Annotated in this window: 14 protein-coding genes; 5 read left to right on the top strand and 9 right to left on the bottom strand. The window is 72.7% G+C overall.

Features of this window, described 5'->3' with window-relative positions:
• Window positions 1-100: 100 nt before the first annotated feature.
• Complete coding sequence (locus ACQPW6_RS17940; RefSeq protein ID WP_433890645.1) at window positions 101-1513, bottom strand: PLP-dependent aminotransferase family protein; 1413 nt, start codon at window positions 1511-1513, stop codon at window positions 101-103.
• A gap of 46 nt (window positions 1514-1559) precedes the next feature.
• Here ACQPW6_RS17940 and ACQPW6_RS17935 point away from each other — a divergent pair, with 46 nt between their 5' ends.
• On the top strand, window positions 1560-2501 hold the full coding sequence (locus tag ACQPW6_RS17935) for an aldo/keto reductase (RefSeq protein ID WP_433890644.1): 942 nt from the start codon (window positions 1560-1562) through the stop codon (window positions 2499-2501).
• Window positions 2502-2554: 53 nt separating this feature from the next.
• Here ACQPW6_RS17935 and ACQPW6_RS17930 read toward each other — a convergent pair whose 3' ends face one another.
• Together ACQPW6_RS17930 and ACQPW6_RS17925 are read right to left on the bottom strand one after the other, a co-directional pair.
• The gene (locus ACQPW6_RS17930) at window positions 2555-3454 is read right to left on the bottom strand and encodes an MBL fold metallo-hydrolase (protein ID WP_433890643.1); all 900 of its coding nucleotides are present in this window, start codon (window positions 3452-3454) and stop codon (window positions 2555-2557) included.
• 165 nt (window positions 3455-3619) lie between these two features.
• On the bottom strand, window positions 3620-4147 hold the full coding sequence (locus tag ACQPW6_RS17925) for a carbonic anhydrase (protein ID WP_433890642.1): 528 nt from the start codon (window positions 4145-4147) through the stop codon (window positions 3620-3622).
• 124 nt (window positions 4148-4271) lie between these two features.
• On the opposite strand from ACQPW6_RS17925, the gene ACQPW6_RS17920 reads away from it, so the two are divergent.
• Both ACQPW6_RS17920 and ACQPW6_RS17915 read left to right on the top strand, forming a co-directional pair.
• A complete protein-coding gene (locus ACQPW6_RS17920; RefSeq protein WP_433890641.1) occupies window positions 4272-4880 on the top strand; it encodes a TetR/AcrR family transcriptional regulator in 609 nt (202 codons plus the stop codon).
• 34 nt (window positions 4881-4914) lie between these two features.
• On the top strand, window positions 4915-5493 hold the full coding sequence (locus ACQPW6_RS17915) for a suppressor of fused domain protein (protein ID WP_433890640.1): 579 nt from the start codon (window positions 4915-4917) through the stop codon (window positions 5491-5493).
• Window positions 5494-5641: 148 nt separating this feature from the next.
• Here the strand turns inward: ACQPW6_RS17915 and ACQPW6_RS17910 are convergent, their stop codons facing one another.
• The 3 genes from ACQPW6_RS17910 to ACQPW6_RS17900 all read right to left on the bottom strand — a co-directional run bounded on the left by ACQPW6_RS17910 (window position 5642) and on the right by ACQPW6_RS17900 (window position 8564).
• A complete protein-coding gene (locus ACQPW6_RS17910) occupies window positions 5642-7189 on the bottom strand; it encodes an oxygenase MpaB family protein (RefSeq protein WP_433890639.1) in 1548 nt (515 codons plus the stop codon).
• Entirely contained in the window at window positions 7186-7959 is a 774-nt protein-coding gene (gene uppS / locus ACQPW6_RS17905) for a polyprenyl diphosphate synthase (protein ID WP_433890638.1), read from the bottom strand. The genes ACQPW6_RS17910 and uppS overlap by 4 nt, the downstream gene beginning before the upstream one ends.
• 194 nt (window positions 7960-8153) lie before the next feature.
• Complete coding sequence (locus ACQPW6_RS17900; RefSeq protein WP_433890637.1) at window positions 8154-8564, bottom strand: Fur family transcriptional regulator; 411 nt, start codon at window positions 8562-8564, stop codon at window positions 8154-8156.
• A gap of 227 nt (window positions 8565-8791) precedes the next feature.
• On the opposite strand from ACQPW6_RS17900, the gene katG reads away from it, so the two are divergent.
• On the top strand, window positions 8792-11032 hold the full coding sequence (katG, locus tag ACQPW6_RS17895) for a catalase/peroxidase HPI (protein ID WP_433890636.1): 2241 nt from the start codon (window positions 8792-8794) through the stop codon (window positions 11030-11032).
• Window positions 11033-11115: 83 nt separating this feature from the next.
• Here the strand turns inward: katG and ACQPW6_RS17890 are convergent, their stop codons facing one another.
• Complete coding sequence (locus tag ACQPW6_RS17890; protein WP_433890635.1) at window positions 11116-11667, bottom strand: COG4315 family predicted lipoprotein; 552 nt, start codon at window positions 11665-11667, stop codon at window positions 11116-11118.
• Window positions 11668-11933: 266 nt separating this feature from the next.
• Window positions 11934-12371, bottom strand: coding sequence for a helix-turn-helix domain-containing protein (locus ACQPW6_RS17885; RefSeq protein WP_433890634.1), 438 nt, complete (start codon window positions 12369-12371; stop codon window positions 11934-11936).
• Between the two features lie 216 nt (window positions 12372-12587).
• Here ACQPW6_RS17885 and ACQPW6_RS17880 point away from each other — a divergent pair, with 216 nt between their 5' ends.
• A complete protein-coding gene (locus ACQPW6_RS17880; protein ID WP_433890633.1) occupies window positions 12588-12881 on the top strand; it encodes a helix-turn-helix domain-containing protein in 294 nt (97 codons plus the stop codon).
• On the opposite strand, the gene ACQPW6_RS17875 is transcribed toward ACQPW6_RS17880, so the two are convergent.
• Complete coding sequence (locus ACQPW6_RS17875) at window positions 12855-13205, bottom strand: DoxX family protein (protein WP_433890632.1); 351 nt, start codon at window positions 13203-13205, stop codon at window positions 12855-12857. The two genes, ACQPW6_RS17880 and ACQPW6_RS17875, sit on opposite strands and share 27 nt — an antisense overlap.
• Between the last annotated feature and the right edge of the window lie 84 nt (window positions 13206-13289).

The raw sequence follows: 13289 nt of genomic DNA, 5'->3' as shown, positions 1-13289 counted from the left end.
CGGGGGTTGACCCCACCCGTACGGGTCCCCCTCAGCGCCCTGCCAGGGGCGCGGGCAGGCGGCTGACCGGCTGGTTTCGGGTCCGGAGCCCGGTCGCGGGCTACCGCAGGGCGTCCCGGAGCAGCGCTACGGCCGGCCCGATCTCGGGGTCGGTGAGGTTGCCGTAGCCGAGGACGAGAGCGGGGTCCGGCGACGGTGCCACCCGGTAGTCGTCCAGGTCCGAAAGACGCAGGCCGGCCGCCGCCGCGGCGCGGACCGTCGCGCGCGGGTCCGCGCCGGGCGGGAGGTGCAGCAGGACGTGCAGGCCCGCGGCCGTTCCCGACACCCGGGCCTGCGGCAACTCGCCCGCGAGCGTGCCGACCAGCAGGTCGCGGCGGGCGCGGAACCGCCGCCGGGCCGCCCGCAGATGGGCGTCGAACCAGCCCCGGTCGATGAACGCGGCCAGCGCGAGTTGGTCGAGCACCGGCGGCGCGGCGGCGACCGGGTTCGCCGCCCGCAGGCCCGGGGCGAGCGCGGCGGGCGCCAGCAGCCAGCCGAGGCCGAGCGCGGGGGAGAGCGTCTTGCTGACCGAGCCGAGCAGGAAGACCCGGCCCGGGTCCATGCCCTGCATGACGGCGACGGGGTGGTGGTCGTAGCGGAACTCCGCGTCGTAGTCGTCCTCGATGACGAAGCCGTCCACCTCGCGGGCCCACCGCACCAGGCCCGCCCGGCGGTCGGGCGACAGCACCGCGCCGGTGGGGAACTGGTGGGCGGCGCCGACGATCACGGCCCTGGCCGGTGTGCGGGCGAGGCCGCCGACGCGCAGGCCGTCGCCGTCCACCGGCACCGGGTGGACCCGCAGGCCCGCACTCGTCGCCGCGGTCCGCAGCCGGCCCCACCCCGGGTCCTCCACGGCCACGTCGGCGATGCCCCGCTCGCGCAGCGCCCGGCAGGCGCGGACCAGGCCGTCGGTGACGCCCGCGCAGACCGTCACGGAGCCGGGGTGCGCGTCGGCGCCGCGCGAGCGCCGCAGGTACTGGGCGAGGGTGCCGCGCAACTCCGGGTGCCCTGCGGGGTCCGGCAGCCCGAGGTCGTAGTGGACGGCGGAACCGGTGACCGCCCGTACCGCCTCCGCCCAGCGGCGGCGCGGGAACGCCCGCAGGTCGGGCAGGCCGGGCGCGAGGTCGTACCGGACGGGTGGCGGCGCCGGGGCCCTCGGCGCGGTGGGCCGCGGCGGGGCCGTTCGCGGTGACCAGGCGACCCGGGTGGCCGAGCCGACCCGGGCCGACAGGTAGCCCTCGGCGGTGAGTTGGCCGTACGCCTCGGTCACCACCCAGCGGGAGCAGCCGAGTTCCTCGGCGAGGGCGCGGCTGGGCGGCACGGCGGCGCCTTCCGGGAGCCGTCCGTCGCGGATCGCGGTGCGCAGCGCCTGCGCGAGGCGGTCGTGCAGGCGGCGGTTCGGGGCGCCCGCCGACCCCGTCGCTCGGACGGCCAGGAGCGTCGCCCACGCGAAATTGGTCTGGGAAACCGCCACGGCATTGGAGCGTACCGCCGAACCGAACGCGCCTAGCGTGAAGCGCATGACAGACAAACTCGTACTCGGCGCCATGCTGTTCGGCACCGTCCAGGACGAACGCCGGTCGTTCGAGATCCTGGACCACTTCGTGGACGCCGGCGGCGTCTGGATCGACACCGCCGACTGCTACGCGTTCTGGGCCGACCCGACCGGCTTCGGCGGCCAGAGCGAGGCGCTGCTCGGCCGCTGGCTGGCGAGCCGCCCGGGCGTCCGCGACCGGGTCAGGATCAGTACGAAGGTGGGCTGCGAACCCGCCGAGGCGGGCCGGTTCCCCGAGACGGCCGAGGGGCTGTCGGCCGCCGCCGTCAAGAACGGCATCGAGGGCAGCCTGCGCCGACTGGGCACCGACCACGTCGAGTTGTACTGGGCCCACATGCCCGACCCCGGCACCCCGCTGGAGGAAACGGTGGGCGCCTTCGACGAGTTGGTCGCCGCGGGCACGGTCGGCCGGCTCGGCTGCTCCAACTACCCGGCCTGGCAGGTCGATCGCGCCCGGCAGATCGCCCGCGCGGCCGGCGGCACCGGCTTCACCGCCGTACAGCAGCAGTACTCCTACCTGCGCCCGCGCCCGGGTACCCGGCCTAGCGTGTCCCACCGCTTCGGGGCCGTCACCGACGAGGTGCTGCACTACCTGGAGCAGCACCAGGACATGGCCCTGTGGGCGTACACCCCCCTGCTGAGCGGCGGCTACACCCGCCCGGACAAGCCACTCCCCCCGGAGTACGACCACCCCGGCACCACCCGCCGCCTCGCGGCCCTGGACGAGGTCGCCGCCGAGACGGGGGCGACCCGCAACCAGGTGGTGCTGTCCTGGCTGACCGGCGAGTCCCCGTCCGCCACGCCGATCGTCGGCGTGAGCAGGGTCGAGCAGTTGGACGAGGCGATGGCGGGCGTCTCCCTGCGCCTGACCCCGTCCCAGCACACCCGCCTGAACGCCGCGCTCTGACGCCCCCGGGCCGATCACCGGGCGCGGCCCGGCCCGTGTCCGGCGTCGAGGGCTCAGGCGAAGGCGGCCCACTCGGTGATGGTGAAGGCGTCGTCCTTGCGGCCGATGCGGGCGGCGCCCTCGGCGCGGAAGTGGGCCGGGAGGATGAGCGCGCCGCGGTCGGCCGCGTGGCTGAGGAGCCGGTCCCGGCTGGTGCGGGCCGCGGCCGGGTCCTCGCAGAAGCAGCTGGCGAGTTCGGGGTGCGAGACCTGGAGCGGGCTGTGCAGCAGGTCGGCCGCGAAGACCGCCGACTCGCCCTTCGAGTCCAGGGTCACCACGGCCGACCCCGGGGTGTGCCCGGCGGCGAGCTCCAACACCAGGCTGCCGTCGATCCGGTGGCGCTCGCCGTCCCACAACTGGAGCTGTCCGGCGGCCTGTACGGGCGCCACGCTGTCCTCGAACGCGTTCTGGTTGCCGCGGCCGAAGCCTGGGGTGGCGTCGCCCTCCGGGTTCCAGAAGTCGAAGTCGGCGCGGTGCACGAGGTATTGGGCGTTGGGGAAGGTCGGCACCCACTCCCGGCCCTCCAGCCGGGTGTTCCAGCCGACGTGGTCCAGGTGCAGGTGCGTGTTGACCACGAGGTCGACGTCACCGGGTGCGACGCCGAGCGCCGCGAGGTCGGCCAGGTAGTCGCTGTCGTAGTGCGACCACACCGGGACGTACGGCCGCTCCTTGCCGTTGCCGAGGCCGGTGTCGACGAGGATCGTCCGGCCCTCGCTGCGTACGACCCAGGTCTGAACGGCGGTCTGCACCTGGTCGTCGGCGGCGGTCACGAACCGCGGCGCGAGCCAGTCCCGGTTCTCCTGCCAGACCCCCGGGTCAGACCCGGGGAAGAACCCCTCGGTGGTGAGGCCGACGGGGCCGGAGAACTCGACCACCCGGCCGATCCGCACGTCGCCGATTTCGAGCTGGTCCATGGTGGTGCACTCCTTGGTCGTGCGGTCGTTGTGTCCTGCCGACGAGCCTGCCGGGGCGCGCGGAACCGGGCCACACCCTGCTTTGGCTACCACCGGCAGGGGCAGGCAGCGGGGCGGCCGACGCGGCGCCGGTGCGGCAAGGCGGACGGTCGGCGGCCCGGCGGATCAGGCGAGGACGGTCGTGAGCAGGCCCGTTCGCAGGTCGTAGGTGTGGCCGGAGACCCGCACCCGGGACGACAACTGCGTGAAGGCGCGCAGCAGTTCGACGTCCTCGCGGACGGTGGCGGCCGGTTCGACGACGGCGAGCGCGGCGATCGTCCGGTCGTCGTACCCGCCGCGGGTGACGAAGTCGTGCCGCAGGTCGTCGTCGGCGTACAGGGCGGATCCGCAGTCGGTGTGGTGGATGACGGCCAGGTCGAACCAGTCGGCGTCCGGCGTCTTCGCCTCGTGCAGATGGCTGATCCAGGCCACGTCCTGGAGGACGGCGGGGGTCACCCGGCCGCCCACCGAGCGCAGCACGATGGCCTCGCCGAGCCCGACACCGAGGATCGCGGCCGGCTCCACCCGGGGGTCGATGCAGGTGATCACGAAGGTCTGCTGGAACGGGACGAAGGGGATCGGCGGGACGGCGAGCCTGGCGTCGGTGTCCGCGAAGGTCTTGTTGCGCTCGATGAAGGTCGAGAAATGGGACACGGGGGTTCTCCCGGGGGTGGGCTGAGCGGGTGGACAAGAGATAGACAGAACATTCGTTCTGCCTTCGACGCTACGGACCGCAGGGGCGGGTGTCAACAGAACGTTCTGTCTCTACACTGGACGCATGCCTGAGACCGCCGCCGTGCCTTCTGTGCCCGCCGCGGCTTCCGCGGCCGCCGCGAGTCCGCGCGAACGCCTGCTGGAGACCGCGAGCCGGCTCTTCTACGCCGAGGGCATCCACACCGTGCCGGTGGACCGGCTGGTCACCGAGGCGGGCGTCACCCGGGCCACCTTCTACCGGCACTTCCCGGCCAAGGAGGACCTGGTCGTGGCCTACCTGCGGGCCACCGACGACCGGCTGCGCGCGGCCGTCGCCGAGACCGTCGCGCGCGGCGAGGCGGCCCGGGGCGTGTCAGCGGTGCTCGACCTGATCGGCGAGGTGACCTGCGCGGCCGGCTTCCGCGGCTGCCACTTCATCAACGCGGCCGCCGAGTACCCCGACGCGTCCGACCCGGTCCGCGAGGCGATCACCGACCACCGCGCCTGGTTCCAGCAGACGGTCACCGACCTGGCGTCCCTGGCCGGCCACCCCGACCCCGCCTACGCCGGCCGCGTCCTGGTCCTCCTCCACGACGGCGCCCTGTCCGCCGCGGAGCTGGACGACCCGGAAACCGTCCGCACCACCGTCCGCCGCGCCGGCCACGACCTCCTGGGCCTCCCCCAACCCGACTAGTCCCGCCTCCGCCGCTCTCGGGCATGATGACCGGGTGCCGCACCCCTCCGCCCGCTCCGCGCTGCTCGGTCATCTCCGCGAGAGATTCCCCGCCCGCGTCATCGACGAGCTCCCGGCGATCGACGCGCGCATCGACAACCGCGCGCCCGGATTCCAGGTGCTCCGGGTCCACCCCGCCCACCCGGGCGACTGGTGGCTGCACGTGACGTCCGGGTGCTGGGAGTCGACCCAACACGAAGGCCACGGGGTCGAGTTCGTCCTCGCGGCGCCACGCGACGAGTGGCTCAACCTGGAGAGCGCCACCGTGAACGCGTACTACCACTGCGGCCCGGCCCACCAACGACTCGACGTCGGACACACGGTCACGATCGGCAGGCCATGGCTCGACGACTCGCCCTGCGACCACTACCTGGTGAGCCTGCCGTATCCCTTCGGGCCGGATTTCGAGCTCTGCACGTGGGGCGACGGCGCCCACGCCCGCATCCTGTGGCTGCTGCCGATCACCGGGGCGGAGAAGGACTTCCGGCACGAGGCCGGCCTGGAGGCACTGGAGAGCCGCTTCGACGAACAGGCGATCAACCCCGTCGATCCGCAGCGCGCATCCGTGGTGTGACCGCACGGTAACCGCCGACTAGTGACCGGCCTTTCCCGTGTTCGTGGTCTGGTACACGCTCCTCCTGCTCGGCGGCATCGGCGTCGCCGAGAAGGCTGAGGCGCGACGAACCCCCGCCGTAACCCCTGCCGCGGCGCCGGCAGCCCCGCTAAGACCCGGCCAGTAGCGGGTCGTAGGAGGTGGAGTGGCGGCGGCCGGACATGAAGGAGAGGAAGTCCTGGATGAAGGCGGTGCGCGTGTAGCGGGGGGCCGCGGAGGACATGGTGCGGTGGAAGCCGGTGCGGAAGAGCGCGCGGTATTCGGTCGCGTCGATCGAACCGTCGGCGTCGGCGTCCGTGGCGTCGAAGAGTGCCTCGGCGACTCTGATCAGTGCCGGGCCGGCCAGGGAGGGGACGGCGGCGGCGTATTCGGGGCCGCTGATCCGGCCGTCGCCGTCCGTGTCCAGGGCCGCCTGGAGTTCCCGCCACCAGGCGGCGTACGCGGTGTAGAGCGCGGTCTCGGCGGGCTCGTCCAGGTCGAGCCGGGAGGACAATTCCCGTGCCATGGCGGCGAGATCGGGCCAGTCGAGGTAGCCGTCGCCGGTCTGGTCGAGGACGGCCGTGAAGAACTCGTCCGCGCTCCACCGGGGCCCCTCGGCGGGGGCGGCCCGGACGTCCCCGGCGGGGGAGTCCTCGGCCGGGCCGCGCTGCGCCGGGAAAGGCGTGACCAGCCGGAACAGCGCGCCGGCCCGCTTCATCTGCCCGCGCAGCGCCGCGAGCGCCGCGTCCCGCGGCTCGCCGTCCCCGGTCGACGGCCCCGCGGACGGCCCCGCGGACGGCCCCGCCGGCGGCTCCGGCGCCAGCACCTGCGACTGATACAGCAGCCGCGTCAGCGACTCCGTCCTGATCAGGTGGTCCGGCAGGAAGCGGGCCAGCCCCGCCGCCGTGTACGCGCCCTGCATCAGCACCTGCGCGCCCGGGATCTCGGGCAGCCCGGCCCGGCGGCGGAACGGCTCGGGCAGCGACGCCACGGTGATCGCGCCGATCACCGGCCCGGCGAGCGCGCGGCCCGCCGCCCACACGGTGGGCAGGCCGTCGAGCAGCGGCGGCGCCGGGAGGTGGTCGAAGAGCCGGTAGAGGATGATCCGCAGCGCCTCGGTGCTCTCCAGTTCCTCGTTGACCATCCGGTCGTAGTACCGCCAGAACTCCGGCAGCCCGGGCGGCAGTTGGCCGGCCGTACCGTCAAGGGCCGCGTGGAAGGCGCGGAATTCGGCGTACAGCGCCTCCATCGAGTCCCGGTCCAGGGGCTGTCCGGCCACCCGGCACATGTTCACCGAGCTCTCGAAGAGCGTCGCCACCACCCAGCCGCGGACCTCGGGGTCCATCGCGTCGTACGGCCGGCTCCGCTCGTCGGTGCCGTTGATCCGCGCGTGCATCCGGTTGAGCCGGGCCGCCTCCCGCTGCCGGACGCTCTCGTCGGGGCCGAACATCCGTTGCAGGCTGACGAGCGTGTTGCGCATCCGCCGCCAAGGGTGCGCCACGAACGTGGAGTTGTCGATCAGCGCCGCACCGATCTGCGGGTGCGCGGCTTCGAGGACGGTGGCCCGCACCATGGCCAGCGCCCAGCGCGGATCGTTGAAGAAGCGGTGGAACTGCGAGTCGGGGCCGAACAGTTCACCGGGTTGTGCGGCGGGCGCGCCGGTCCGGGTCTCGGTCACGGGCGTGGTTCTCCGTTCACGTACGGCGAGGGCGACGGCGGCAGCGACGGCGAGGGTGACGGCACGCCGCCGAAACGGCGCCCCCGCTGCCGGTAGGTGTGCAGGCACTCCAGAAAGTGCGGCGCGCGGAAGTCCGGCCAGAGCACCGGCGGGAAGATCCACTCGGCGTAAGCGACCTGCCAGAGCATGAAGTTGGAGATGCGCTGCTCGCCGGATGTGCGGATGACCAGGTCCACGTCCGGTGTGTCCGGGAAGGGCAGATGCGCGGCGAAGAGCTGCTCGTCGACGGCGTCGGCCGGCACCCCGTCGCGGATGAGGGAGCGGGCCGCCTCGACGATGTCCCGGCGTCCGCCGTGGTCGAACGCCACCGTCAGCGTCATGCCCCGGTTGCCGGCGGTCAGCGTCATCAGGTCGGCGAAGTCCCGGGCCAGCGGGGCGGGGATGCGCGGGTCGGCCACCCCGAGGAAGCGGCAGCGGATGCCGCGCGCGTGCAGCAGCGGGGCGTGCTTGCGCACCACCCGGCGCATCAGGTGCATGAGGAAGTCGATCTCGCTGCCGGGGCGGCGCCAGTTCTCGGTGGAGAACGCGTACAGGCTCAGCCACCGGACGCCCGCCGTCCTGGCGGCCTCGATGACGTCGATCACCGGGGCTTCGGCCGCCTGGTGCCCGGACGTCCTCGGCAGCGCCCGCAGTTGGGCCCAGCGGCCGTTCCCGTCCATCACACACGCCACATGAAGCGGCACGTCCTTCGGCCCGGCGTCCCCTCGCATGACAACCCTCTGCCCACGCGTGGCCCTGGTCACGTCGAGATCAGCGGATGTTCACCCCTCGCGGGTCCGTGCGATTTCGCGAGCGACGTGCCCCGGTCATCCCAAGGGGCGCGGGGAACTGCGCGACAGGCCCGCCACCGGCGGGAGGTCCGGCGACGGCCGCAACGACCCCGAACCGTCGGAACCGGAAGCGCTCACACGCACGAAGGGCACAGCCCCCGGTACGTCACCACAGCCTCGGACACCGTGAACCCGAAGCGCTCCTCGGCCGGCAGATCGGCCAGCGGGCTGTGCGACGGGTGGACGTCCCGGACGGTGCCGCAGCCGGAGCACACCAGGTGCTGGTGCGGGTGGTGCGCGTTGGGGTCGTAACGTTTGGCGCGGCCGTCGGTGGTGACCTCTATCACCTCGCCGAGCGAGACCAGCTCACCGAGCGTGTTGTAGACGGTCGCCCGGGAGATCTCGGGCAGCCGCCGGGCCGCGCGGGCGTGCACCTCGTCGGCGGTGAGGTGGACGTGGTCGCCGTCGAGGACCTGTGCGACCACCCGCCGTTGGGAGGTCATCCGCCAGCCACGGCCACGCAGTCGCTCCAGCAGGTCGCTCATATGGGTTCACCTTTTCAGGTCCGTGGGACACCCGAGATTACCAGTGGTCGTCCGGATTCCGACGAGATACGCAATTGGTGCGCTTCTTGACTTGGACTCCGTCCATCGTAGGATCGGTTCCGGCGACAGCCAACCGCCGCCGCACCGCACGACCGCCCCACCCCGATCGTCCGCAGTTGCCGAACCCCGTGATCCGCCCTGGTCCGGAAGCCGGAAGAAGGATTCCCATGTCTGAGAACCATGATGCAATCGTCGTAGACGCGAAGACGGACGAGCAGCCGGAGGCCGCCGGCGGCTGCCCCGTCGCGCACGGGCGCGCCCCGCACCCGACGCAGGGTGGCGGAAACCGCGAGTGGTGGCCGGAACGGCTGAACCTGAAGATCCTCGCGAAGAACCCCGCCGTCTCCAACCCGCTCGGCGAGGACTTCGACTACGCGGCCGCGTTCAAGGCCCTCGACCTCACCGCCGTCAAGCAGGACATCGCGCAGCTGCTCACCACCTCCCAGGACTGGTGGCCGGCTGACTTCGGCAACTACGGCCCGTTCATGATCCGGATGGCGTGGCACAGCGCGGGCACCTACCGGATCAGCGACGGCCGCGGCGGCGCCGGCGCCGGCCAGCAGCGGTTCGCCCCGCTGAACAGCTGGCCCGACAACGCCAACCTCGACAAGGCCCGCCGCCTGCTGTGGCCGGTCAAGAAGAAGTACGGCCAGAGCCTGTCGTGGGCCGACCTGCTGGTGCTCACCGGCAACGTCGCCCTGGAGACGATGGGCTTCGACACCTTCGGCTTCGGCGGCGGCCGGGTGGACGTCTGGGAGCCCGAGGAGGACGTCTACTGGGGCCCGGAGACCACCTGGCTGGACGACCAGCGCTACACCGGCGACCGCGAGCTGGAGAACCCGCTCGGCGCCGTCCAGATGGGCCTGATCTACGTCAACCCCGAGGGCCCCAACGGCAACCCCGACCCGATCGCGTCGGCCCGCGACATCCGCGAGACGTTCCGCCGGATGGCGATGAACGACGAGGAGACCGTCGCCCTGATCGCCGGCGGCCACACCTTCGGCAAGACCCACGGCGCCGGGCCGGCGGACGCGGTCGGCGACGACCCCGAGGCCGCGTCGATCGAGGCGCAGGGCCTCGGCTGGCACAGCACGCACGGCACGGGCAAGGGAGCCGACACCATCACCTCGGGCCTTGAGGTGACCTGGACCACCACGCCCACGCAGTGGAGCAACAACTTCTTCGACAACCTCTTCGGCTACGAGTGGGAGCTCACCGAGAGCCCGGCCGGCGCCAAGCAGTGGAAGCCGAAGGACGGCGCCGGCGAGGGCACCGCGCCCTCCGCCCACGACGCCACCAAGAAGATCGCGCCGAACATGCTCACCACCGACCTGGCGCTGCGCTTCGACCCGGTCTACGAGCAGATCTCGCGCCGCTTCCACGAGAACCCCGAGCAGTTCGCCGACGCGTTCGCCCGCGCCTGGTACAAGCTCACGCACCGCGACCTGGGCCCGAAGTCGCTCTTCCTCGGCCCCGAGGTGCCGGCGGAGACGCTGCTGTGGCAGGACCCGCTGCCCGTCGCGGACTACGAGAGCATCGACGCGGCCGACGTCGCCGACCTCAAGGCGAAGATCCTCGGTTCCGGTCTGTCGGTGGCCCAACTGGTCTCCACCGCCTGGGCGTCGGCCTCGACGTACCGGGGCAGCGACAAGCGCGGCGGCGCCAACGGCGCCCGGATCAGGCTCCAGCCGCAGAGCGGCTGGGAGGTCAACAACCCGGAGGAGCTCTCCACCGTGCTGCGCACCCTGGAGGGCGTGCAGCAGCAGTTCAACGGGGCCTCCGGGGCCAAGAAGGTGTCGCTGGCCGACCTGATCGTGCTCGGCGGCTCCGCCGCGGTCGAGAAGGCCGCCAAGGACGCGGGCCACGACATCGAGGTGCCGTTCACCCCGGGCCGGGTGGACGCGACCGACGAGCACACCGACGCGGAGTCGTTCGCCGCGCTGGAGCCGTCCGTGGACGGCTTCCGCAACTACCTCGGCAAGGGCAGCCGGCTGCCGGCCGAGTACCTGCTGCTCGACCGGGCGAACCTGCTCCGGCTGAGCGCGCCCGAACTGACCGTGCTCGTCGGCGGGTTGCGGGTGCTCGGCGCGAACTACGACGGTTCGAAGCTCGGCGTGCTCACCGACGCCCCCGGCACCCTCACCAACGACTTCTTCGCGAACCTGCTCGACCTGGGCACGGCGTGGAAGTCCACGAACGCCGACCAGTCGCTCTTCGAGGGCCGCGACCTCGCCTCCGGCGAGGTGCGGTGGACCGGCACGCGCAACGACCTGGTCTTCGGCTCGAACTCCGAACTGCGGGCAGTGGCGGAGGTCTACGCGAGCGACGACGCAAGCGAGAAGTTCGCCCGCGACTTCGTAGCGGCCTGGACCAAGGTGATGAACGCGGACCGCTTCGACGTGGCGTAACCCCCACTCGATTCCCCCCGGAGGGGCCCCACCGACGACAGGCGGGGCCCCTCCGGCCTGCCCCGGCCGGGCCCGGAGGGGGGTTAGTAGCCGCCCACGCTCGGCGTCTTCGGGGACGCCTTGATCTCCTTGCCGTTCGTGCCCAGCACGTACCACTTCGCGCCGAAGTTGGTGAGCCCCTGCCCGTTCGTGTCGCCGGACTTCGTGTCGCCGGCGAAGAGGTAGAGCGGGTGGCCGTGGTAGGTCACCTGGAGCGCGCTGCTGTCGGGGCGCTTCGCCGTCGTGAGCTGCTTCTGGTCGACGCCGCCGGCCGCCGTCGGCTTGGCCTTCACCGTCAGCGGCGGCCACGCCTTCGCGCAGGCGCCCGTGCAGGTGGACTTGCTCGTCTTGTCCGCCTCGAAGACGTAGAGCGTCATCCCCTTCTCGTTGACGAGCACCTTCCCCAGCGGCACCGACTTCGTCGAGACCGTCGCCGGCGCGGCGTGCGCCGCCTGCTCGGGGGCGTACGTGGCGGGGGAAGCGGTGGCGGCCGCCGCCGCGTGGCTGCTGTCACCGCTGCCCGAGCAGGCGGTAGCCGTCAAAGCGGCGAGTGCGGTGCCGGCGATCGCCGCGACGGCTCTGGCGTGGTACCTCACGAGGTCTCCTCGGGTCGACGGGCCGCCTGACCGGGGCCGCACACCCCCACTACACGACGGCCCCCGCCACCCGGCCACACGGAAGCGCCGTCCGGGTTACCCGCACACCGGCAGTCGGGAGGGTCCCGTGGCCGCCGCACTCGTGCGGGACGGGCAACTTCCGTACGGCCGACGCAAGTTCGGCGGTCACGGCGGCCCCCCGGGGCTACTCGGTCGGGGGCGCGGCGCCCCGGGGCTACTCGGTCGGGGGCGCGGCGCCCCCCTGGCTACTCGGTCGGGGGCGAGGGGTCGTCCGGGGGGATTGTGACGAAGGCGGTGACGCGGGCGGCCAGGGTGGCGTACTCGGGTGGGGTGAGGCCGGTGCGGGCCTGGCGCAGCAGCGCCTCCAGCATCTGCCAGCGCTCGTCGACCCGGGACTGCGGGCCGGTGGCCGCGCCGGTGTCGGCCAGTGCGGCCCGGCCGGCCTCGGCCTCCGCCTCGATGATCTCGCGGAGCGCCGCCGCCGCGTCCGGGCGGTCGACCGCGTCCAGTTGCTCGGGGGTCACCTCGACCACCCGCGCCATCCGGGCCAGCGTGCCGCCGGGGCCCGGGTCGGCGACCCGCTGCTTGTTGATCACCTGGTAGCCGGCGGCGATCTGCCGCCACCTGGTCTCGCTGATCTTGGCCCGCTTCGCGGCGGCGCGCTGCGAGAGCCCCGCCCTCACGAGGGCCTGCTTGATCAACACTCCGACGGGTGGCTCATCCGGCTCATCCGGCTGCTCTGTCATGCGACGAGCTTCGCACAACTACGCGCTCTGCGTCCATATCTGCGCACCCCCTAAAGGTAACAGCTTGCCTGAGCTGCGTATATTCGCATCACTACGCTCTTTATAACGCGTAGCTCGCACGTAGTTATATGGAGCTCGTGCTACTTTTTCCCCATGACGCCCCGCCCACGCACCCGCCCCAGCAGGCTTCACCAGGAGCCGGAGGCGGTCACCTGGGCGCGGGAGCGGTCGGGGCTGACCAAGCGGGCGCTCGCCGATCTGGTCGGCATCTCCGAGCAGTTGATGGGCGAGATCGAGTCCGGCTGGCGCAGCGCCACCCCCGCCAACCTCGTCAAGATCGCCGCCGCGCTCAACTGCCCGCTGGTCGCCCTGGAGCGCAAGCGCTACGCAGCCGCGGACGAGCCGTTGGCGGACCAGCGCTCAGTGCGCGAGCGCAAGGACGAGTGAGCCGGCGGCCAGCGCCAGATACGTCCCGGGGAACGCGATGTTGTAGAACACCCGGGCTTTGACGTGCGCGCCGACCGCGCCGACGAAGAAGAGCACCAGCCCGGTCGCCGCGGCGACCCCGAGCGGGCCGGCGCCGAGCAGCCCGAGCAGCAGCCCGAGCGCGCCCGCGGCCTTGAGCGTCGCCAGAAACGGCAACCAGTTGGCCGGCGTGCCGACTTCGGCCGAGTTGGCCCGTACGAACTCCGCCTTCGCGAAGTCGGCGCCGGCGATCCCGGCGTTGGCCGCGATCGTGACGGCGGTGACGACCACATAGGCGACGAACACGTCTCCCACTCCCCGTTCCAGCTCCCCGTTCCGGCTCCCGGTCCCTCTTGCCGGGCACTGCCACCGAGCCTCGCCGCACCGCCG

It is taken from the genome of Streptomyces sp. CA-111067 (assembly GCF_050956065.1).
In the GTDB taxonomy this organism is placed as follows: domain Bacteria; phylum Actinomycetota; class Actinomycetes; order Streptomycetales; family Streptomycetaceae; genus Actinacidiphila.
This window is presented reverse-complemented; position numbering and strand designations above follow the sequence as displayed.